This window comes from Ruminococcus hominis, assembly GCF_014287355.1.
GTDB lineage: Bacteria > Bacillota > Clostridia > Lachnospirales > Lachnospiraceae > Schaedlerella > Schaedlerella hominis.
Genome location: NZ_JACOPE010000001.1, coordinates 2481555 through 2503549, shown reverse-complemented (window position 1 = coordinate 2503549; position 21995 = coordinate 2481555). Strand labels below are relative to the sequence as shown.

At 43.4% G+C, this 21995-nt stretch carries 23 protein-coding genes and 1 pseudogene; all 24 read left to right on the top strand.

Going from position 1 to position 21995, the window contains the following annotated elements; genetic code table 11:
- The first annotated feature begins 30 nt into the window (after positions 1-30).
- The 24 genes and pseudogenes from H8S40_RS11095 to H8S40_RS10980 all read left to right on the top strand — a co-directional run bounded on the left by H8S40_RS11095 (position 31) and on the right by H8S40_RS10980 (position 21907).
- Positions 31-243, top strand: a complete 213-nt coding sequence (locus H8S40_RS11095; RefSeq protein ID WP_087212865.1) for a hypothetical protein — start codon at positions 31-33, stop codon at positions 241-243.
- Positions 233-982 (top strand): phage replisome organizer N-terminal domain-containing protein, encoded by a 750-nt coding sequence (locus H8S40_RS11090; protein WP_117962487.1) that lies wholly within the window; start codon positions 233-235, stop codon positions 980-982. The genes H8S40_RS11095 and H8S40_RS11090 overlap by 11 nt, the downstream gene beginning before the upstream one ends.
- Positions 979-1836: an ATP-binding protein gene (locus tag H8S40_RS11085; protein ID WP_117962489.1), complete on the top strand. Its 858-nt coding sequence runs from the start codon at positions 979-981 to the stop codon at positions 1834-1836. The genes H8S40_RS11090 and H8S40_RS11085 overlap by 4 nt, the downstream gene beginning before the upstream one ends.
- Entirely contained in the window at positions 1833-2021 is a 189-nt protein-coding gene (locus H8S40_RS11080; protein WP_002569233.1) for a transposon-encoded TnpW family protein, read from the top strand. The genes H8S40_RS11085 and H8S40_RS11080 overlap by 4 nt, the downstream gene beginning before the upstream one ends.
- Positions 2022-2132: 111 nt before the next feature.
- Complete coding sequence (locus tag H8S40_RS11075; protein ID WP_117962491.1) at positions 2133-3743, top strand: recombinase family protein; 1611 nt, start codon at positions 2133-2135, stop codon at positions 3741-3743.
- A 90-nt stretch (positions 3744-3833) separates the two neighbouring features.
- Positions 3834-3926: pseudogene (locus H8S40_RS16455) on the top strand (Maff2 family mobile element protein); the annotation flags it as partial.
- Between the two features lie 12 nt (positions 3927-3938).
- Complete coding sequence (locus H8S40_RS11065; RefSeq protein WP_118383792.1) at positions 3939-4808, top strand: VirB6/TrbL-like conjugal transfer protein, CD1112 family; 870 nt, start codon at positions 3939-3941, stop codon at positions 4806-4808.
- 23 nt (positions 4809-4831) lie between these two features.
- Positions 4832-5296 carry a PrgI family protein gene (locus tag H8S40_RS11060; protein WP_024720790.1) on the top strand — a complete coding sequence of 155 codons (465 nt, stop codon included), beginning with the start codon at positions 4832-4834 and terminating at the stop codon, positions 5294-5296.
- Entirely contained in the window at positions 5178-7634 is a 2457-nt protein-coding gene (locus tag H8S40_RS11055) for a VirB4-like conjugal transfer ATPase, CD1110 family (protein ID WP_186582106.1), read from the top strand. Before H8S40_RS11060 ends, H8S40_RS11055 begins: the two co-directional genes overlap by 119 nt.
- A gap of 16 nt (positions 7635-7650) precedes the next feature.
- Complete coding sequence (locus H8S40_RS11050) at positions 7651-7761, top strand: hypothetical protein (RefSeq protein ID WP_008688066.1); 111 nt, start codon at positions 7651-7653, stop codon at positions 7759-7761.
- A gap of 48 nt (positions 7762-7809) precedes the next feature.
- Positions 7810-10581, top strand: a complete 2772-nt coding sequence (locus tag H8S40_RS11045; protein WP_366482686.1) for a CD1108 family mobile element protein — start codon at positions 7810-7812, stop codon at positions 10579-10581.
- A gap of 42 nt (positions 10582-10623) precedes the next feature.
- The gene (locus H8S40_RS11040) at positions 10624-10926 is read left to right on the top strand and encodes a DUF4315 family protein (RefSeq protein WP_005344193.1); all 303 of its coding nucleotides are present in this window, start codon (positions 10624-10626) and stop codon (positions 10924-10926) included.
- A complete protein-coding gene (locus tag H8S40_RS11035) occupies positions 10880-12304 on the top strand; it encodes a CD1107 family mobile element protein (RefSeq protein WP_330600198.1) in 1425 nt (474 codons plus the stop codon). Before H8S40_RS11040 ends, H8S40_RS11035 begins: the two co-directional genes overlap by 47 nt.
- A 6-nt stretch (positions 12305-12310) precedes the next feature.
- Positions 12311-13774 carry a DNA topoisomerase gene (locus tag H8S40_RS11030; protein ID WP_186865247.1) on the top strand — a complete coding sequence of 488 codons (1464 nt, stop codon included), beginning with the start codon at positions 12311-12313 and terminating at the stop codon, positions 13772-13774.
- The gene (locus H8S40_RS11025; RefSeq protein WP_003023119.1) at positions 13771-15693 is read left to right on the top strand and encodes a recombinase family protein; all 1923 of its coding nucleotides are present in this window, start codon (positions 13771-13773) and stop codon (positions 15691-15693) included. The genes H8S40_RS11030 and H8S40_RS11025 overlap by 4 nt, the downstream gene beginning before the upstream one ends.
- Positions 15690-16073 carry a TnpV protein gene (locus H8S40_RS11020; protein ID WP_117553176.1) on the top strand — a complete coding sequence of 128 codons (384 nt, stop codon included), beginning with the start codon at positions 15690-15692 and terminating at the stop codon, positions 16071-16073. The genes H8S40_RS11025 and H8S40_RS11020 overlap by 4 nt, the downstream gene beginning before the upstream one ends.
- A gap of 109 nt (positions 16074-16182) precedes the next feature.
- Positions 16183-16431, top strand: a complete 249-nt coding sequence (locus H8S40_RS11015; protein WP_117553177.1) for a ferredoxin — start codon at positions 16183-16185, stop codon at positions 16429-16431.
- On the top strand, positions 16409-16699 hold the full coding sequence (locus tag H8S40_RS11010) for a hypothetical protein (RefSeq protein WP_005930793.1): 291 nt from the start codon (positions 16409-16411) through the stop codon (positions 16697-16699). Before H8S40_RS11015 ends, H8S40_RS11010 begins: the two co-directional genes overlap by 23 nt.
- A gap of 215 nt (positions 16700-16914) precedes the next feature.
- Positions 16915-17664 (top strand): hypothetical protein, encoded by a 750-nt coding sequence (locus H8S40_RS11005; RefSeq protein WP_117553178.1) that lies wholly within the window; start codon positions 16915-16917, stop codon positions 17662-17664.
- A gap of 289 nt (positions 17665-17953) precedes the next feature.
- Entirely contained in the window at positions 17954-18334 is a 381-nt protein-coding gene (locus H8S40_RS11000) for a hypothetical protein (protein WP_003023131.1), read from the top strand.
- Between the two features lie 28 nt (positions 18335-18362).
- Positions 18363-18809 (top strand): hypothetical protein, encoded by a 447-nt coding sequence (locus tag H8S40_RS10995; protein ID WP_003023134.1) that lies wholly within the window; start codon positions 18363-18365, stop codon positions 18807-18809.
- Between the two features lie 366 nt (positions 18810-19175).
- Entirely contained in the window at positions 19176-19745 is a 570-nt protein-coding gene (locus H8S40_RS10990) for a DUF6560 family protein (RefSeq protein WP_118710272.1), read from the top strand.
- 61 nt (positions 19746-19806) lie between these two features.
- Complete coding sequence (locus H8S40_RS10985) at positions 19807-20190, top strand: hypothetical protein (RefSeq protein ID WP_003021642.1); 384 nt, start codon at positions 19807-19809, stop codon at positions 20188-20190.
- 484 nt (positions 20191-20674) lie between these two features.
- Complete coding sequence (locus H8S40_RS10980; RefSeq protein ID WP_241522615.1) at positions 20675-21907, top strand: plasmid recombination protein; 1233 nt, start codon at positions 20675-20677, stop codon at positions 21905-21907.
- The last annotated feature ends 88 nt before the right edge of the window (positions 21908-21995 follow it).

Sequence of the window (21995 nt, the reverse complement as noted above, 5' to 3'; positions counted from 1 at the left end):
CCAGCGGAAACGGCAGAAAGGAGCGCACCCATGCCAAGAATGAGCAAGAAACGGCGGCTGGAATGGTCTTTTTTCCTGCGGCAAGTGAAAGTCGGGAATGCCACCTGCGACCGTATCACATACAACGACCTCTGCCGGAGCTGTACCCATAGCTGCAAGCAGAGCTTCCGGGCGGTTATCATACTCTGCCCCCGCTACTACTCCAAACGCCGGAAAAAGGAGGACAGGGACAATGGCAGATAACCGCAAGTATTACTACCTCAAGCTGAAAGAGAACTTTTTTGACAGCGACTCCATTGTACTGCTGGAAGATATGAAAGACGGGATTTTATATTCCAATATTCTCTTGAAGCTGTACTTAAAATCGCTGAAAAACGGCGGGAAGTTGCAGCTTGACGAGCATATCCCCTACACAGCGCAGATGATAGCGACACTGACCCGCCACCAGATAGGGACAGTTGAGAGGGCTTTAGAGATTTTCCGGCAGTTGGGGCTTGTGGAGCAGCTTGACAGCGGGGCTTTCTATATGACCGACATTGAGCTGATGATAGGACAGTCCTCTACCGAAGCCGAGAGGAAACGGGCTGCAAGGCTGGAAAACAAGGCACTTTTACCGCCCCGGACAAAAGGCGGACATTTGTCCGACATTCGTCCACCAGAGATAGAGATAGAGTTAGAGAAAGAGATAGAGATAGAAAAAGAGAGAGAGGGAGAAACGGGATACCCCGCCCCCGCCGCTTATGGCAGATACAACAATGTGATACTGACCGATACAGAGCTTTCCGGGCTGAAAACAGAGCTGCCCGACAAGTGGGAGTATTATATTGACCGGCTTTCCTGCCATATCGCTTCCACCGGGAAGCAGTACCACAGCCATGCAGCCACCATTTACAAGTGGGCGCAGGAGGACGCTGCCAAAGGCAAGGCTGCCCCGAAACAGGGCATACCCGATTATTCATGCAAGGAGGGCGAGAGCTTATGAAAAACGAGATTGAAGCTATGATTACGGACATTACAGCCACTACCGCCGAAGCAGAGGACTACACAGGCGAGGACGGGCTTTTATACTGCGGCAAGTGCCATACGCCAAAAGAAGCATACTTTTCAAAAGAAACCGCCCAATGGTTAGGGCATGACCGACACCCGGCAGAGTGCGACTGCCACCGGGCAGCCCGTGAAAAGCGGGAAGCCGCTGAAAGCCGACAGAAGCACCTTGAAACAGTGGAGGACTTGAAACGCCGGGGCTTTACCGACCCCGCTATGCGGAACTGGACATTTGAGCATGACAACGGCAGAAACCCACAGACCGAAACCGCCCGCTTTTATGTGGAGAGTTGGGAAACCATGCAGGCTGAAAATATCGGCTACCTGTTTTGGGGCGGCGTGGGGACAGGAAAAAGCTACCTTGCCGCCTGTATCGCCAACGCCCTTATGGAAAAAGAGGTTGCCGTTCGCATGACAAATTTTGCAACGATACTGGGTGACCTTGCCGCCAGCTTTGAGGGCAGGAACGAATATATTTCCCGCCTTTGCAGCTACCCTCTGCTGATACTTGATGATTTTGGTATGGAGCGAGGGACAGAGTACGGGCTGGAACAGGTTTACAGCGTGATTGACAGCCGTTACCGAAGCGGCAAGCCGCTGATCGCCACGACCAACCTCACGCTGGAGGAATTGCAGCACCCGCAGGACACGCCCCACGCCCGTATCTATGACAGGCTGACTTCCATGTGCGCCCCCGTCCGCTTCACGGGCAGCAACTTCCGAAAGGAAACCGCACAGGAAAAGCTGGAACGATTAAAGCAACTGATAAAGCAGCGAAAGGAGAGCCTATGACAGAAACCAAACAGACAAGCACCACCAAAACAGACCGCCGCCCGGACTGTGTAACGGAAATCCGCATGGGCAACTCCGTCCTTACCGTTTCCGGCTTCTTCAAGCAGGGCGCAACCGACACCGCAGCCGACAAGATGATGAAAGTGCTGGAAGCGGAAGCTGCTACACAAAAAACGGCGATTTGACAGACCATAAAGAAGCAGATTTGACGCTTTTGCCGCTATACAGACAGCCGCCCCATGTGGTACAATCAAGGTACGGAATAGTGGGGCTGGCTGTCGGAAACGGAGGATTTTATGTTAAGACAGACCAACCAACAACCAATTACCGCCCTTTACCCAAGACTTTCCCATGAGGACGAGCTGCAAGGCGAGAGCAATTCCATTTCCAATCAGAAGCGTATCCTTGAAACCTATGCGAAGCAGAACGGCTTTTCCAATCTGCGCTGGTACACGGACGACGGTTATTCTGGTGCGAACTTTCAAAGACCCGGTTTTCAAGCCATGCTTGCGGACATTGAAGCCGGAAAAGTCGGGACAGTTATCGTAAAGGATATGTCGAGGTTAGGGCGAAACTACCTGCAAGTGGGAATGTACACGGAAATGATTTTCCCACAGAAAGGCGTCCGCTTCATCGCTATCAATGACGGAGTGGACAGCGCACAGGGCGACAATGACTTTGCCCCGCTGCGGAATATCTTTAACGAATGGCTGGTGAGAGATACGAGCAAGAAAATACGGGCGGTAAAACGCTCAAAAGGCATGAGTGGCAAGCCCATCACAAGCAAGCCTGTGTATGGCTACCTCATGGACGAGGACGAAAATTTCATCATTGACGAGGAAGCTGCACCCGTAGTCAAGCAGATATACAACCTCTGTCTTGCCGGGAATGGTCCGACCAAGATAGCCCGTATGCTCACAGAGCAGCAAATCCCCACGCCGGGAACGCTGGAATACCGCAGGACGGGCAGCACCCGCCGCTACCACCCCGGCTATGAGTGCAAGTGGGCGACCAATACCGTAGTGCATATCCTTGAAAACCGGGAATACACAGGCTGTCTGGTAAATTTCAAGACAGAAAAACTTTCTTACAAAGTCAAGCACAGTGTAGAAAATCCCCCGGAAAAGCAAGTGATTTTCGAGAACCACCACGAGCCTATCATAGACACCCAGACATGGGAACGGGTGCAGGAGCTTCGCAAACAGCGCAAACGCCCAAACCGCTATGATGAAGTGGGTTTGTTCTCCGGCATACTGTTCTGTGCGGACTGCGGCAGCGTGATGTATCAGCAGCGATACCAGACGGACAAGCGCAAGCAGGACTGTTATATCTGCGGCAACTACAAGAAACGCACCCATGACTGTACGGCGCACTTTATCCGCACCGACCTCTTGACCGCTGGTGTACTCTCCAATCTGCGGAAAGTGACCAGCTATGCGGCAAAGCATGAAGCCCGGTTTATGAAACTCTTGATTGAGCAGAACGAGGACGGGGGCAAACGCAGGAACGCCGCCAAGAAAAAGGAACTGGAAGCCGCCGAGAAACGCATAGCCGAGTTATCCGCTATCTTCAAGCGGCTGTATGAGGACAGCGTGACCGGGCGCATATCAGACGAGCGTTTCACAGAACTGTCGGCAGACTATGAAGCAGAACAACGGGAGCTGAAAGAAAGAGCCGCTGCTATCCAAGCGGAGCTTTCCAAAGCACAGGAAGCCACCGTGAACGCAGAAAAGTTTATGAATGTTGTCCGGCGGCATACCAGCTTTGAAGAACTTACCCCTACTCTGCTGCGGGAGTTTGTAGAGAAAATCGTTGTGCATGAGTGCAGCTATGACGAGAACAAGACCCGCAGACAGGACATTGAGATTTATTATTCTTTTGTTGGCAAGGTGGACTTGCCCGAATAACCGCCCGACCTATCCGACACAATGCGCAAGTGCCGGATAGGAACGGCAAAATTTTTTACACTTCTATTACTTCTTTATCGCACATCAGTAAAAAGCCAGGGCATCAAACAGCTGATGGCTGGTGCCGGAATCATGCTGCTGGGAACTACCCTGATTCCACAGCTGGCAACATTGTTCTCTTAAGAGGAGTGGTAGATGAACACCATCATTGAGAGAATTACGGAAGCGATAAAGGATATCCTGATCGGGCTTATCAAGTCATGTTTGGATAACATGTTCACGTCTGTCAATGAGCAGGTGGGAACCATAGCCGGGCAGGTGGGACAGACACCGCAGGGATGGAATGCAGGGATTTTTAATCTGATTCAGAATATATCCCAAACGGTGATTGTCCCCATTGCGGGACTGATCATCACCTTTGTCCTGTGCTATGAATTGATCACGATGGTAACACAGAAAAACAATTTCCATGAATTTGAGACTTACAATATTTTCCTCTGGATCTTCAAAGCGTATGTAGCTATTTATCTGGTGACAAATACGTTCAATATCACGATGGCGGTCTTTGACGTTGGCCAGCATGTGGTCAACAATGCCGCCGGGGTGATATCAGGAAACACTGCGGTGGATGCAACGGAAGCAATTTCACGGATTGTGGATGCCCTGGAGGATATGGAGTTAGGGGATTTGTTCCTGCTATCCATGGAAACGATGTTGATCAGTGTTACCATGCACATTCTGTCAATTATCATTACGGTAATCTTGTTCGGAAGAATGATAGAAATTTACCTTTATACTTCCATAGCACCAATTCCGTTTGCCACCATGACCAATAAGGAATGGGGCAATATCGGAAACAACTATTTAAAAGGCTTGTTCGCACTGGCATTTCAGGGATTCTTCATGATGGTCTGTGTGGGAATTTATGCAGTTTTAGTAAATGCAATGACCATATCCAGTGATCTTCATGCAGCTATGTTTTCAGTAGCGGCTTATACCGTGATTCTTGCATTTTCATTATTCAAGACCGGAAGCCTTAGCAAATCTATATTCAATGCCCACTAGCGGGCAGGAAAGGAGCGCATACCATGGCGTATGTACCAGTACCAAAAGACCTTACCAAGGTCAAAACAAAAGTAGCATTAAATCTGACAAAGCGGCAGCTGATTTTCTTTTCACTTGCCGCAGTTGTGGGAATTCCGTTTTATCTGTTCATGAGAAAACCAATCGGTTCCAGTATTGCTGCCATTTTGATGGTAACGATCATGCTTCCGTTTTTCTTCATGGCAATGTATGAAAAAGACGGACTTCCCTTTGAAAAAGTGGTGGCAAATATCATTCGACAGAAGTTTATCTGTCCGGCAGTAAGACCATATAAGACAGAAAATTTTTATCAGGAGATTTCCACCCTTGTAAAAAAGGAGGGTGTGCCGGATGGCAAAAAAGACAAAGCAGGAGACTCAGCAGGAGCGTCTGTCCCTGGCGGAAAAAAGAAACCGTCAGGAAAGAAGAAACAAAAAAAGCAGAAAAGAAAGAGAACAGGAAAAGCGTAAGAAGAAACAGGAACGGGACCGCAGGAAACAGAAAAGCATTCCTACAACTGCACAGCAGAGTATTCCGTATATTCGGATGTTGCAGGATGGTATCTGCCAGGTGACAAAGACCTTTTTCTCCAAGACGATTCAGTTTTACGACATCAATTATCAGCTTGCTTTAAACGAGGATAAGACCACGATATTTGAGAATTACTGTGATTTCTTAAATTACTTTGATTCTTCCATCAGTGTGCAGCTGTCCTTCATCAATCAGCAGGTGGATGTGGCAGAATTTGAAAAAAGCATTGATATTCCGGATCAGACGGATGACTTTAATGCCATTCGTGAAGAGTACCGTACTATGCTGAAAAATCAGCTTTCCAAGGGAAATAATGGTCTGGTAAAGACGAAGTATATCACTTTTGGAATCGAAGCAGAGAGTCTGAAGGTAGCAAGACCAAGACTTGAAAGAATCGAAACAGATATCTTAAACAACTTTAAGGTTCTGGGAGCACAGGCACATTCCTTGAATGGACTGGAAAGGCTTGAGATTCTGTATCATGTGTTCAACCAGGATCGGATCGAACCATTTAAGTTCCAGTATAAGATGCTGCCGGAAACCGGATTAAAAACCAAAGATTTTATTGCACCGACTTCCTTTAACTTTTCCAAGAATCAGACATTTTTGATGGGAAGAACGATGGGAAGTGTAAGTTACCTGCAGATTCTTGCACCGGAGCTGACAGACCGGATGCTTGCAGATTTCCTGGATGTGGATGACAGCATCAATGTCAACATTCATATCCAGTCCATTGACCAGAGTTCTGCGATTAAGATGATCAAGAGCAAGATTTCAGATCTGGATAAGATGAAGATTGAAGAGCAGAAGCGGGCAGTACGTTCCGGTTATGATATGGACGTGCTTCCATCGGACCTTGTAACCTATGGAGAAGAGGCGAAAAACCTGCTGGAAGATCTGCAGTCCAGAAATGAGCGAATGTTCCTTGTGACGGTTCTGGTTATGAATACCGCAAAGAAGCGGCAGAAGCTGGAGAATAATATTTTCCAGGTACAGGGAATCGCACAGAAATATAACTGTTCCTTAAAACAGCTGGATTATCAGCAGGAAGCAGCACTCATGTCCTGTATTCCGCTTGGAGTCAATCGAATTGAAATTCAGAGAGGGCTTACCACATCATCAACCGCAATCTTTGTGCCATTTACGACACAGGAACTGTTTCAGGAAGGGGAAGCTCTTTATTATGGATTGAATGCGTTATCCAACAACATGATCATGGTTGATCGGAAACGCCTGAAGAACCCAAATGGACTGATTCTTGGTACACCAGGTTCTGGTAAGTCATTTTCAGCAAAGAGGGAAATTACGAACTGTTTTCTGATTACGGAAGACGATATCATTGTCTGCGATCCAGAAGCCGAGTATTCGGCACTTGTGCAGGCGCTGCATGGACAGGTGGTTCGGGTTTCACCGGTATCTGACCAGTATATCAATCCGATGGATCTGAACCTGAATTATTCCGAGGAAGACAATCCGCTGTCATTAAAAGCAGATTTTATTTTATCTCTGTGTGAGTTGATTGTTGGCGGAAAGAATGGACTGGAGCCGGTAGAAAAAACGATCATTGACCGTTGTGTGCGGCTGGTCTATCAGGAATATCTCGCTGATCCGGTGCCAGAGAAGATGCCGATACTGGAGGATTTATATAATCTGTTGCGGAAACAGGAAGAGCCGGAAGCACAGCGTCTGGCAACTTCATTGGAGATTTACGTTACAGGTTCCCTAAATGTATTTAATCATCGCACAAATGTGGACATCAACAACCGTATCGTATGTTTTGATATCAAGGAGCTTGGAAAACAGCTGAAGAAGATCGGGATGCTGATTGTGCAGGACCAGGTATGGAACCGAGTGACGATCAACCGTTCCGCTCATAAATCCACCCGTTACTATGTGGATGAATTCCATCTTCTCTTAAAAGAAGAACAGACAGCAGCCTACAGCGTGGAAATCTGGAAGCGATTCCGTAAATGGGGCGGTATTCCGACAGGAATTACCCAGAACATTAAGGATCTTTTAGCTTCCAGGGAAATCGAGAATATTTTTGAAAACTCTGATTTTATCTATATGCTCAACCAGGCATCCGGAGACAGGCAGATTCTGGCAAAACAGCTGAATATCTCACCAACCCAGCTGTCCTATGTAACCAACAGTAATGAGGGGGAAGGACTTTTGTTCTATGGAAATGTCATTATCCCATTTGTAGACAGATTCCCGAAGAATTCCCTCTATAAAATCATGACAACCCGCTTAGAGGAGACTTCCGAAGCAGGTTAAATCAAAGGAGAAAACAATGTTACGAGCAATTTCATATGTATTAACTTTTAGTGGCGGTGCTGTTTTCGGCATCGCTTTTCTCTGCTTATTACAGGCAGGGAAAGGGTATCCGAAGAAGGAGGAGTAAGTAGTGGCAGAACAGAGAATGAAAGTCAGGGACAAGAAAGTCCAAAAGATGACCAAGGATGGTCTGGTGGAAGAAAACCTGACAGATAAATCTTCTGTTCGTGTCAGTAACCGTGCCAGTGATGTGCAGATGGGAAGAAAACAGGGGGAAAAAGAAGAAAACCTTGTGGATAAGTCTCCCCGCCAGTCTGAACGGAGTGGGAAAAATATTCGTCCCTCTGTGCAAAAATCCAGAGATGCACCGGAACTGATACGGACAGAGAAGCAAAGTGAGGATCTTGGACAGAGTAGTAAACAGCAAAATAGAAAAAGAATCCGTGCTGAAGTCGGAAAAGAATCCAGACTTGCAGAAAAATCCGAAGCCGGACAGTCAGGGAGACTGAAAGAAAAACGTGCGGATCTATCAGAAAACAGAGGAGACAGCCGGAGAAATCAGACAGGTGGCAGCAAAAAGCCAAAACAAAAGCAGCGTTTGAAATTTGCTTATGAGGAGACTGGTGCTTCTGTGAAAAATGATAAAGATATGGAGAAGTTGAACCAGATGGATGCGGATGGAGTCAATTTCCGCCATCAGAAACAGAAGGAAAAAGCCAAAAAGTTTTCTTATGAGGAAGCCAAAAAGAAGAAGGAAGCAAAGCAACATTCCAAGAAGGCACAGGTCTATCAGGCAAATGATGGAGAAGCTCCTGAAAAGAAGAAATCCCGCTTGAAGTTTGGCGAAGGGGAATCTGTGAAAACAGAAAAAACTTCTGTTGTCAAGAAAGCAGGTAGTGCAACTTCCGCAGCATTGCACCGTGAGATCAGCAAAAATGAAGACGATAATGCGGCGGTAGAAGGTGCCCATAAGTTAGAAGAAAGCGGCGAAGGTGTTTACCGGCTGGAACAGAGAAGTGCAAGACGCAGGAAACAGAGGGCATCCAGAAAAAGAAGCAGACTTGAAAGACAGGAAGAGAAACAGGCACAGGCCGCAGCCCATCAGGAGCAGAAGAAGCTGAAAAAACAGATTCAGAAGCAACAGATCAAACGGGATTATGCCAAAGCGAAGCGAAGTGAACAGACAGTAGGAACAGCTACAAAAGGTACGATTGATTATATTAAGAAGATTGGCGGTAAGGTCACCAACTTCTTTAAAGAAAACCGGAAGGTGTATATCAGTGTAGCAGTTCTAATCGGATTGATGTTTCTGATCATAACGAATGTCACGTCTTGCTCTGCAGTGTTTTTACAAAATGTGATCACTTATACCGGAACCAGTTATCTGTCATCGGATCAGGCAATCCGGGAAGCGGAACTGTATTACACACAGCTGGAAGCTAATCTGCAGGAGCGGATCAACAACATGGAATCTGAAGAACCGGGACATGAGGAATACCGATATAACATCGGACCTATTGAGCATGATCCGTTTATCCTGATCAGTTATCTGTCAGCAAAGTATGAAGAATTTACCTTTGAACAGGTAAAGCCAGAACTGGATGCTCTTTTTGCATTGCAGTATCGGTTAGAAACAGAAGCAGTCAATGAGACTGTGACAGAGACAGCAACTGTAAGAGTTGGAGAATCTTTGGGACAGGTTGTGACCAGTGGGTATTGTAACTGCCCAATTTGTTGTGGTATTTGGAGCGGAGGACCGACTGCCAGTGGAGCATATCCAACTGCCAATCATACCTTAGCGGTAGATGCTTCCAATCCGTTTGTACCAATGGGAACAAAGGTAGTTATGAATGGTGTCGAATATACTGTAGAAGATACCGGAGCTTTCGCAAGATACGGTGTACAGTTTGATGTCTATTATGACAGTCATGCGGCAGCATCTGCACATGGACATCAAACATGGGAATGTTATCTGGCAGATGATAATGGAAGCAATGAAGTGGAAGTGACCAGGACAAGAGATGTAGATGTGCTGAATGTCACCTTAAATAGTGGAAACCTGATGTCAATCTGTCAGGACAGGCTGGGATTTTTCCAGAAAGAACTGTTCAGTGCCTACAACGATACAAAAGGCAACTTGCAGATGTTTGCAACACCGGTTGATTTTAACTGGTATTCCAGTGTGACCAGCTATTATGGATACAGGATTCATCCAATATCAGGAGCAAATCAGCTTCATAATGGTATGGATATCGGAGCACCGGAAGGGACAACAGTAATGGCAGGGCTGACCGGAACGGTTACAACTTCTGCTTATAACGACAGCTATGGCAATTATGTTGTGATCAAGGACAGTAAAGGCTATGAACTGCGGTATGCACATTTAAGCAGCCGGAGTGTATCTGCAGGAGCATCCGTCACGAAAGGTGATGAGATAGGTCTTGTAGGAAATACTGGAAATTCCACAGGAAGCCATCTTCATATTGAACTTCTGAAAAATGGAGAGCGGTTAAATCCGATCTTTTATCTGGAAACAGGAGAAGGGGCAGGATTTGGCGGAAATGAATATACCAGTGAAGCAGCACAGCGTTTGTTAAATGAAGCAGCGAGATATCTCGGAACACCATATGTGTGGGGTGGATATTCCCCAAGTGGATTCGATTGTTCTGGATTTGTAAGCTACTGTCTGACAAACTCTGGTGTAAGGAATACAGGAAGATTAACAGCACAGGGACTGTACAACATTTGTACACCAGTATCCCAGTCGGAGGCGCAGCCGGGAGATTTGATTTTCTTTACTGGAACTTACGACGCAGGGGAGCCGGTAACGCATATCGGAATCTATGTAGGCAATGGTCAGATGATCCATTGTGGACATCCGGTGCAGTATACGTCCATCAATTCCCCATACTGGCAGAGCCATTTCTATGGATTTGGACGATGGTAAGAAAAAAGGGCGGCTGCATCAGCCGTCCGGAAAGGAGAACCGATGAAAAGTCTTGAAAAAGCTACGGCAGATTATGAGAAAGCCAAAGAGAAAATGGAAGCTTCCAAAGCCAGATATGAAGCAGATTTAAAGCGGTTCAAGGCTGCGGAGATAGCAAAAACAGAAGCGGAAAATCTGGAAATTGTAAAAATTATCCGTGCGATGGATATGAGTATTCCGGAATTAGAAGCTTTCAAAAAGAGAATGAAAAATGAACTGCCCGGCAGGGTAGAAATACAGAAGGAGGAAACAAAAGCCGATGATGAATCTGGAAAAAATGAAACAGAAGAAGAGAACAATTACTAAAAGCAGGGTAAAAAAGAGCTTGCTTGCAGCAACGACATTTCTTTGCCTGACAACACCTTTGCTCCAGACACAGACTGCTTATGCAGCTGAGAATACAACACCTGCAATCACGATTGAGAAACCGGATGGCTGGAAACAGGGAGAAACAACCATTGCTGTTACGGTAGATGCCAGCCATATGCCGGATGGTTTCTCAATAGCAAAAATTGAAGCAAAAGCAGGAAAAGATGGGAGCTGGCAGGATGTAACCGGAAGCGGAAGTATCACGATCACTGGAAACCAGACAGTGTATGTCCGTGTGACAGATGGTGAGGGGAAGGTCTATGAGCAGAATCGCTCTATTAAGTGTTATGACACAGAAAAGCCTACGCTTTCTGCATCTCTGACAGATGGTGTACTGACGATTCAGGGAAATGATACCGTTTCCGGCATTACTTCTGTGACAGTTAATGGCACCACTTATACAGATCTGAAGGATGGAATGCTGAGAGTGCAACTGACACAGAAAGATTTTACAACAAAACAGATTGAAATCACGGTAACGGATGGTGCCGGAAATACTTCTGAAAAGTATGTGTTGCAGAATCCTTATTATGAATGGGCAAAGAAGCAGGCAGAGAAACAGAAAACTTCCAGTGACAGTAATGGTGCAATGGCAACCACGACCAGTGCAGATGCAACTGGGACTGAGAAAACAACGACTTCACCGCTTCCGCAGGATGCGCAGGCATCTGAGCCAACAGATGCAAAAGGAACTGTGGATGATCGGACAGTGACAGGTATTGAGGAACAGCTTAATAAAGAAGGCGAGACAGCAGATTCTGTTACCAAAACGGCTACGGAAGGCACAAAAGAGTTTTATACCATTTCAACTAAGAGTGGTAAGATTTTTTATCTGATCATCGACAATTCAAAATCTCAGGATAATGTGTATTTTCTTACAGAAGTCAGTGAAAAAGATCTGATGAACTTTACACTTTCTGATTCGGTGACACTTCCGGAAGTGGATACGGTTTATGCAGAACCAGAGAAAAAAGCAGAGGAAGAAAAACCGGAAACGACAGAGACAGATGAGAAAGATAAGGTGGAGGATGAAATCCAGATGCCAGAAGATAAAAGCCCATTTGGAACGTATCTTCTGATTGCGCTGGTAGCAGTCGGAGCTGCGGCAGGAGGATATTACTTCAAAGTCTATAAACCAAAGCATGAATATGATGACGAGGATGAGATGGAAGAGGATGAAGATGAATCCGAAGATTCAGAGTCAGAAAAACGGGAAGTAGACGATGCAGATGAGCAGGAAGAAAGTGCAGAACCGGAAATCCTGAGAGATGAAGATTTCAATGATGATGTACTGGAAGATGAAGAAGAGGAGTAGGAGTAAATGAAATTAGTGATTGCAGAAAAGCCATCGGTTGCGATGGCACTGGCTTCGGTACTGGGAGCCAGAACAAGAAAAGATGGCTACGTGGAGGGAAACGGTTATATCGTTTCCTGGTGCGTAGGACATCTAGTTGGATTATGCGATGCATCGGAATACGATGAAAAATATAAAAAATGGAGATATGAAGATCTGCCGATTGTGCCGGAATGCTGGAGACACAAGGTTTTGGATGGAACAAAGAAGCAGTACGGAATCTTGAAAAAACTGATGAGAGATTCCAATGTAGATGAAGTGATCTGTGCTACTGATGCAGGACGTGAAGGAGAGTTAATCTTTCGTCTGGTGTATGAGCAGGCAGGATGCAAAAAGCCGATGAAGCGGCTCTGGATTTCTTCCATGGAAGAACAGGCAATTAAAGATGGATTTGCGTCATTAAAAGACGGTTCGTGTTATGACAGTCTCTATCAGTCAGCACTTTGCAGGGCAAAGGCAGACTGGCTGGTGGGAATCAATGCGAGCCGTCTTTTTTCCGTTCTGTATAACCAGAATCTGAAAGTCGGAAGAGTGCAGACACCAACACTTGCCATGATCGTGGATCGAAATCAGAAGATCAAGGAATTTACCAAAGAAAAATATTATATGGCTCATATCAAGTTTGATGATATGGATGCAGTTACAGAGCATTTTCAGAAAAAAGAGGATGCAGATAAAGTGGCTGCGGACTGCCTGGAGCGGATGTGCGAAGTGGAAAAGGATGATGTGAAAGAGAAAACAGTCCGCCCTCCGAAGCTTTATGATCTGACCACCCTTCAGAGGGAAGCTAACAGAATGTTTGGCTATACCGCACAGCAGACATTGGATGCAGTGCAGGAGATGTATGAGCAGAAGCTTGTCACTTATCCGAGAACAGACAGCCAGTATCTGACAGATGAGATGGGAGAAAGCACAGAAACTCTGATTCAGATGTTACTTGGGGAAATGCCTTATGCTGAAAGCCTGGAATATCAACCGGACGTGAGTAAGGTATTAAATTCAAAGAAAGTATCTGATCACCATGCAATTATCCCGACCATGGAAGTAGCAAAGGCAGATATAGGTAAACTGAAAGAGCGAAACCGCAAGATTTTGTATCTGATCAGTGCCAGGGTACTGACAGCAACTGCAGATCCTTATATTTATGAAAGCCATAAAAGCCAGATTACCTGTAATTATCATACGTTTTATCTCACGGCAAAGAAAACAAAGCAGGAAGGATTCAAGGCAATCGAAAATAAAATGAAACAGTTCTTTGGCGTAAAGAGTGAGAAAGAAGAGCCGGAGCTGGATATCTGGGCAGGTAAGCATTACGGTCCTTGTGATTCTTTTGTATCGGAGCATTTTACACAGCCACCGAAACAGTACACAGATGTGATATTTTGTGAGCGTAAGGAGTGGATAGGAATTGAAGAAAGGAGTTCAGCATGAGAAGAAAAAAAGATAAAAGCAATGGCATTACTGCTTTGTATGAAAGACTGTCTCGTGATGATGATAATGCTGGAGAGAGTAACAGTATCGTTCATCAAAAGCAAATGCTTGAAGATTATGCTATAAAACATGGCTTTACGAATCTTGTTCATTTTACCGATGATGGTTGGAGTGGAGCGACCTTTGACAGACCTTCATGGAACAGACTTGTTGAAGGTGTTAAAAACGGAGAAATCACTGCCTGTATCTGCAAGGATATGTCCAGAATCGGCAGAGATCATCTGCAAGTAGGTTTTTTCACTGACATTCTGTTTAGAGAAAAGGAAGTTCGATTTATAGCAATCAATAATGGTATTGACAGTGACCGTCAAGAAACCAGTGAGTTTGCCCCTTTTCTGAATATCATGAATGAGTGGTTTGTCAGGGACACAAGTAAGAAAATTAAAGCTGTACTGAAATCCAGAGGTTCTTCCGGCAACGCTCATACAAGTAATATCCCACCATACGGCTATTTGAAAGACCCCGAAAACCCCGACCATTGGATTATTGATGAAGAAGCTGCTGAAGTAGTCCGCAGAATTTATCGCATGACTATTGAGGGAAAAGGACCTTATCAGATAGCAAGAGAACTTTCAGAAGAAAAAATAGAAAGACCGTCTTATTATCTTGGAAAAAAGGGACTTGGAAATCATGCAAGCAACTATGACAAAGAAAATCCGTATATGTGGCGAGGAAATCAGGTTACTACTCTGATTGCCCGACCAGAGTATATCGGAAAGACTGTCAACTTCAGGACATTCAAAAATTCCTATAAGGACAAAAAGACGAAAAGGGCAGACAAGGAAGATTGGGTGGTTTTTGATGATACACAAGAGCCTATTGTCGATGAAGAAACATGGCTGCTTGCTCAAAAGTTAAGACAGAATGTAAGAAAAGCAGATCCTATGGGCGAGCCTAATGTTCTGACCGGAAAGATTTACTGTGCTGATTGTGGTGCGCCGATGTATAATCACAGGCAGCGGAAAGGGCGAGAAAGAATATACTATACTGCCAAAGGCGAAAAAAGGACAAGTTATTCCAATCCGGCAGATTGTTATGAATGTTCCACTTATAATCTTGCTTATCAGAAGTATGATCGTCACTGTACTTGCCACCATATTTCAACAAAAGCACTTAAAAGCATCATTCTGAAAACCATACAGGAGACTTGCCATTATGTTTCTTTGAATGAGCAGGAGTTTGTCTATTCTCTGCAAGAAGAATCGGCGATGAAAGATATTGCTGTTTCTGAAACTGTAAAAAACCGCATTGAAAGAAATCAGAAGCGAGTTCACGAACTGGATATGCTTATCAGGAAAATCTATGAAGATAATGTGATTGGAAGATTGCCGGACAGACTTTTTCAGAGTATGCTTACTGATTATGAAAATGAGCAGAACGAGCTGAACAAGATTATTGAGACTGACACCGCTGATATGCAACGGATTATAGGCGGTCAAAATAATGTGGAGCGTTTTCTAAAGCTGGTCAAAAAGTATGAGAACATTACAGAACTTACTCCTGCCATGATAAATGAATTTATCGACAAAATTCTGGTTCACGAGCCACAAGGAAAAGGTGCAGACCGCACCACAGAGGTGGAGATATATCTTAACTATGTCGGGCAATTTCAAGTACCTGTGGAGCAGCATGAACCAACCGAGGAAGAAAGGATTGCTGCTGAAAAAGAGGCGGAACGACTTCGCAGAAAACGAGAATCCAATCGTAAGTATATGAAAAAGATTCGTGAGAAATCAAAAGAATTTGCGGAGCATGAGCGTATAGCAGAAGAAAAAAGCTCTGATAGCAATGTGTGTGTTGAACAGAACGCCACAAGCAAATCAAATCGGCAAAAAGTGAAAGGAGAAAAAATAGCATGACAGAATTGAAACCACGAATCCATGATGAAAGCAATGGTCTGGACTATGTTCTTGTGGGCGATTACTATGTGCCGGACTTGAAGCTGCCGGAGGAACACCGCCCTATCGGTATGTGGGGCAGACTGCACAGGACATATTTGGAGCAGTACCGCCCTGCAAGGTTATCTGCCCTCTGTTTATCCGGCGAACTGCATACTTACCTTGCTGACCTGAACGAACAGGCAGCGGAAAGGTGCAGCCTTATCATTGAGCAGATGAAACAAGCCGAGGGTGTGACCGAAACCATGAAAGCAGATAATCAGATGTTGTGGGTACAGTCCATAAACTCTATCCGTAACCGAGCCGAAGAAATCATCAGACAGGAAATGATTTACTGCTGATTTTATCAAGTCCAAAACCAACAATTTTATATCGTCAACGAAGCGACAGGTATTTCCTTATGAAGTGTCTGTCGCTTTTCATTTATCAAACTTTAAGGAGGAAAACACAATGAAGATGAACCGGAATGAAATGGAAGCCCTTTATGCCTTTGGCTGTCCGAACCTGAAAGCAACTGTCGAGCGTTTGCGTATGGTGGCTGCCCTTGCACCCGATCCGGTGGCGAAGAAGCTGTTTTATATGCTTTCCGTCAAGCTGAGTGCTGAGGGTGTTGAAAGGTGGTATCGTTGCTTTTACCGCAGGCTGAGGGTGTTGAAAAACCGTAGGGAGGGCTGCTATGACGAGACTGACAAAGATTGAGAAAGAAACAATCGTTCTCTTTAATGAGGGCGAGGACAAGGCAAATATCTACACCCACAACGCCGGATTGAAAAAGAGGTTGGCTGCTTTTGCTAAGAAGTACCCTGACCTTTGCCGACTGGAAAAATCCAATGTTCAAGGCGGTGTTTCTTATGAGCTGGCAAAGTCCCGTCTGTCTATCCGTTTCCTGCCGCCTTACAGTGAGGAACGCAGACAGAAAGCCAGTGAATATGCGAAAAAGCATGGGCTGAACAGCCAGCAGGGATAATGTGATAATCAGGGCTGATATGCGGTTAAAATGTCAGGTGCAGACCTGATGTTTTGACCGTTGCCTATCGCCTGTGAGGAAAGTATCGGGGACTATGGATTTTGCGGAAATGTGCGTTATAGGTAAGTAAAAAACTACTTGATAGAGCGTGAATTGAATTGTTCATATCGGTATGATATAATTTACTGAAATGAAGCAAGAAGGTGGACTTTTGTATGAAAAAATTTTTGAAAATATTGCTAATCATTGTAGGAATAGTTTTTTTGATTTTTGCAGCGCTGATATGTATTGGACTGTTTGTTGATTATGATGACCATATTGAAAATGGTCGTTATACTTATGTTCCGGAAGATGACAATAAAGACAATGCATATGTCGAATTCAATTTGAGTGATTACGATAAAAAGGATTCTGAACTCATATATTATAGTTCTGTCGAAGAAGCTATTTTGAATTCTCCTTTGAATGCTGAAAATGAAGAATTTTCTGTTCCAGAAGATTTTCTTAATCATGTTGATGAAATATTGCATATATGGAATGGCAAACAGTATGATACTATTTTCTATCGGGCAGGAAGCGATAACGATCCCGTTCAAGGTTTTGTGATGGCACGCTGCAAAAAACAGGTGGAGGAAGCAAGTGTACAATATGCGTTTGTAAATGCTACACCAGCTACCACTACACCAGATACCACTTATGGGGGAGACTTCAAAAAATTTATCCATTTATCTTTAACAATAAGTGATATTCAACAAGACTTAAATCCAAATTATCCGGATACCAGATTCGTTTTTGGCTATGCACATGATAAAGAAATTTACTCATTAGAAGTAGAAGGTCAAAAGCCAGATGGGATTATAGAATATGAAGAATATGGTAGAACGATGTATATGTGGTATTATAACGATTTGAAAAGCAATAAAAGAGGCGATTGTCTGAGCTACTCAGTAGATGTGCCAGAGTAATTTTTCAAATTGGCTAATCTGCCACAACTGAATATGACCGTCAAGGTCAGATGAAGAAACCGATGTATTGAGCGTAAAGCGATCATGCGTCGGTTTTTCTTATTTCATGAGCTGACAGAATTCCGACTGTATATCACCCGTGAGGAAAGTATCGGGGACTATGGATTTTGCATAAATGCGCGTTACAAGGCTTGAACAGGAACTCTGCACACAAATTTTTTCTTCCATTCGTTAAGTTGATGAAGTATAATGAAAAATAAGATAAAGTTAATTCTTGGAGGTGTTATTCATGTTTGGTTTTAAGAAAAATGAAAAGCCAACGCTCATTATTGAAGCAAAAGATCTAATGGAAATTATCAAGTCTGATTATGATAATGATATGGCTTTTACTCTTATTGAGTTTTCCTATAATGAGAAAAAATATGTGATGGGTTCCTGTGTTTTACCTGCTAACGCAGAGGAATGTAAAGAAAATATATCTTTTATATTTCAAGACAGAGTTTTTGAAAGTTTTGAGGAATTTCAAACTGCTATTATTATAGATAATAAAAACATCTTACAATTAGAAAAACCCCTTGAAATTTTAAGAGCAGGAATTATTGATAATGAGCCTATGCTGAAAACGCCATGGGGAGATAAAAGATTAGCTGATAAAGCTGTTAATAAATAGCGTGTCGCTTTGAAAGGAGTACAAATTTATGGCATTATTGATGTTTAGAACTTTTGGAGTGATTATAGTATCATTTATAGTCTTAATTATGTATGTTTTGCATAGAAAGAAAAATGGGAAGTTTATAAAACGAAAGGCTGTCAATGAAGAAGAAAAAATAAAATATCAAAAATGGGAAAAAATAATCAATGTGATGGCAGTTGTTGGGTTATTGATTCTCGGTATATTTATAACTGTTCCTTGTTGCTTGGATATACCTTATTTACTATCTAACAATTTAGTTGAAGTTACCGGAGAAGTTACACAAGGTGCAATGTCAGGAGAAAACTCTAATAGTGAAAGAAGAATACATATTAGAGATGAGAAAACTGGAGAAGAACATTCATTAAAATATTGGGGAACAGGTAGCGATTTAGGAGATAAGATAACTGTAAGGTATTTACCACACACAGAATATGGGTATGTAGTTGAATAGAATAAAAATAAATATCCTATTTTGTTTTGGGAAATTTGTAGATTACCTGTAATCTGCCACAACTGAATATGACCGTCAAGGTCAGATAAAGAAACCGATGTATTGAGCGTAAAGCGATCATGCGTCGGTTTTTCTTATTTCATGAGCTGACAGAATTCCGACTGTATATCGCCTGTGAGGAAAGTATCGGGGACTATGGATTTTGCAGAATTGTGCGTTACAAGGCTTGAACAGGAACTCTGTACACAAAATTTTTTCTTCCATTCTTTAAGTTGATGAAGTATAATGAGATATGAAAAAGTGAGGTTTTAAATACTCGAATTTAAACAATCATTTTTATATAGCTGGAACTATGGAGGGCAAAAAATGAATGATTTTTTACGAATGTGTTTGAATATAATTACACAAATAGGCCCCTATTTAGTTGTACTTCTTCTTTTGAAATATCTTATAAATCTTCAACAAAAGAGAGCTAAAGAACGAGAGGAAGAACAGAAAAAGGGAATAATTAGAACGCATTATACAATAAAAACAGAGAAAACATTGACTATTATATTTGTTTTTGGAATTTTATTTACAGGAGGTTGTACTGTAGCAAGTGCTATCCAACAGGATGATATATTTCCTCCCTTGGTATTTGGCATTGCATTTGTTGTGTTTTTTATAGGCTCATTGAATATGATTATGTGGAAACTGGAAGTGGATGAAGATGAAATCACATGGCGTTCAACTTTTGGCAGAAAGAGAACTTTTCACTTTGAAGATATTACCTATTGCGAGAGAAGGAAAGGTTCTATGCGTGTATATGTAAATGGAGAAAAATTATTTACCATTGATAGTAATATTGACAAAGAAGAATTTATGGAGGACATAAAAAGAAGAAGAATCCCTGTAAAATCTTACTGGGCAAATCAGCATAAGAAAAATCGTAAATGACATAGATTTTATAACAGTACGATGTTAGACAACTGAATATGACCGTAAAGGAAGATGAAATATGAAAAAAGAGTTGAAACAAATATTGCTTATATGTTTATTTTTAATTATTGGTTGTGTACTTGGTTATTTTGTAGCACTTAATCAAATGAATCAACTTAGTGACCCTGAGTACATTGCGTTTTGGACAAGTCAAAATATGTCTGTTCCTGAACCATTAGGATTTACAAGAAGTATTCTTTCTTTTGGATTGCTTTTTGCTGGAATACCAACAGGTTTGATTTTTTATAGTGGTTTAGTTAAGAAATGGCTAACTCCTATCGCACCTAAAATTATAATTGGATTTGTTACTTTCCCGATTTATACACTTGCTGGAGTAATCGGTTCAATTCCTTTTATCATCTATAAAGGAATTTTTCTATTCAAAAATAATAGATGTAAATGACAACGAGCTTTTCAAGAGTAGGGTGTTTATCAACTACTTTTTAAGGCAACCACGCAAGGACGATCAGCTACATAGTTGGTCGTTTTTGTTTATCCATTTGCAGATTATCCGTAATCTGCCACAACTGAATATGAACGTTAAGGTCAGATGAAGAAACCGATGTATTGAGCGTAAAGCGATCATGCGTCGGTTTTTCTTTTTGCAAAATAGTCCGGTGGACTGTTTTGTAAAACCGAAGGAACTGACGGAGCTTGGGACGGGGCGAAGTCAGTTTGTTCGGGCGGGAGTACGGAGGGTGCAACCCTTTGTGCATGGGTACAGGGAATGCAATATCCCTGTGCAGGTCAAGGGCGGCAGCCTTGCCCAGTTAAGTGGCGTTTCGCCACTTAGTACTGGGTATTACTTGACGCAGAAAGCCGCAAGGAATCAGCTTCGCTGCCCTTCTCCCCTGTCGGGGAAATCAAAAAGAAAAGGAGGAACTCATGTGAAATTAACAAGACACAATGGACGAGCCGGAAAGAATGGCGTTTATAATCCGAAGCACAATGACCGCAGTTTTGACATTGCCAACAGCGAACACATTGACGAAGAACGAGCCAAACAAAATCTCTATTGGGACTGTTACAATGGCTTCCGCAATTTCAAAAATCCCGAAAAGGAAAATGAGCTGTCTGCCACTTTTGAAGATGTGGAACAGCTTTTTTATCGTCAGCGGTATCGTGATTTTGTGACCGGACAGAACGAAAGAAATGTGAAGAACCGACACCCTGAAAGAAATAAGGAAACCGGAGATTTACTCAAAAGCAAAAAGACCTGTCCAGAGGAAACGGTCTATCAGATTGGAACGCTTGATAATCATGTTCCACCGGAATTGCTCATTGAGATCGTCACAGAATTTATGGAAATCGTAAATGAGCGTTTCGGTTCTCATGTCCATATCCTGAATTGGGCTCTGCACTTGGATGAAAGTACCCCTCATATTCACGAGCGTCATGTGTTCGACTGTGAAAATCAATATGGGGAGATTGCCCCACAACAGGAAAAGGCTTTGGAAGCACTGGGGTTTGAACTGCCGGAACCGGAGAAGCCTGTCGGAAGAAAAAATAACCGCAAGATGACTTTCGATTCAGCTTGCCGAGTGCTGCTGTTTGATGTGGCGAAAAAGCATGGCTTACAACTGGAAGAAGAACCGGAATATGGTGGTCGTGCATATCTGGAAAAACAGGACTATATTCTTTTCAAGCAAAAGGAGCAACTGGCAGCACAGGAGCAAAAGCTGGAAGAACTCACGATGAAGATTGAGGATGTGGAAGCTCTGGTGGACGAGGTTGCCGATATTGCCTATGACAAGGCGGTTGAGGTCGTTGCTGATACTGTGAAACTGGAAACGCACAAGGAGGATATTAAGCTGGTGGAGCAGTCTAAGGCATGGGTTCTCTCCCCTGAGCGTAAGGCTTCAAAGAAAGAAATCGAGTATGCAACGAAACGATTGGATGGCGTGATTGCCAGAATCACAAACGCTATGAAATCAACCATTCAGAAAATTCAAACCACGCTGATGAAACCGGAGGTCAAAAAAGCCGGAACGGAGCAAATCAAGAAGAAAGCCAAAAGTTCCATTATAGAGCAGTTGAGCCGAAAAAAGAAAGAAATGGCAGAGCGTGAAGTCAGCCGGACACTTCCGGCGAAAAGCAAAAAACAGGATATGGAACTCTAAAGCACTTGCTGTTTTCACTTTGAAAATGACAGGTGCTTTTGCTTTAGGAAGCAAGAAAATATCTTCCATTCTTTAGGTTGATGAAGTA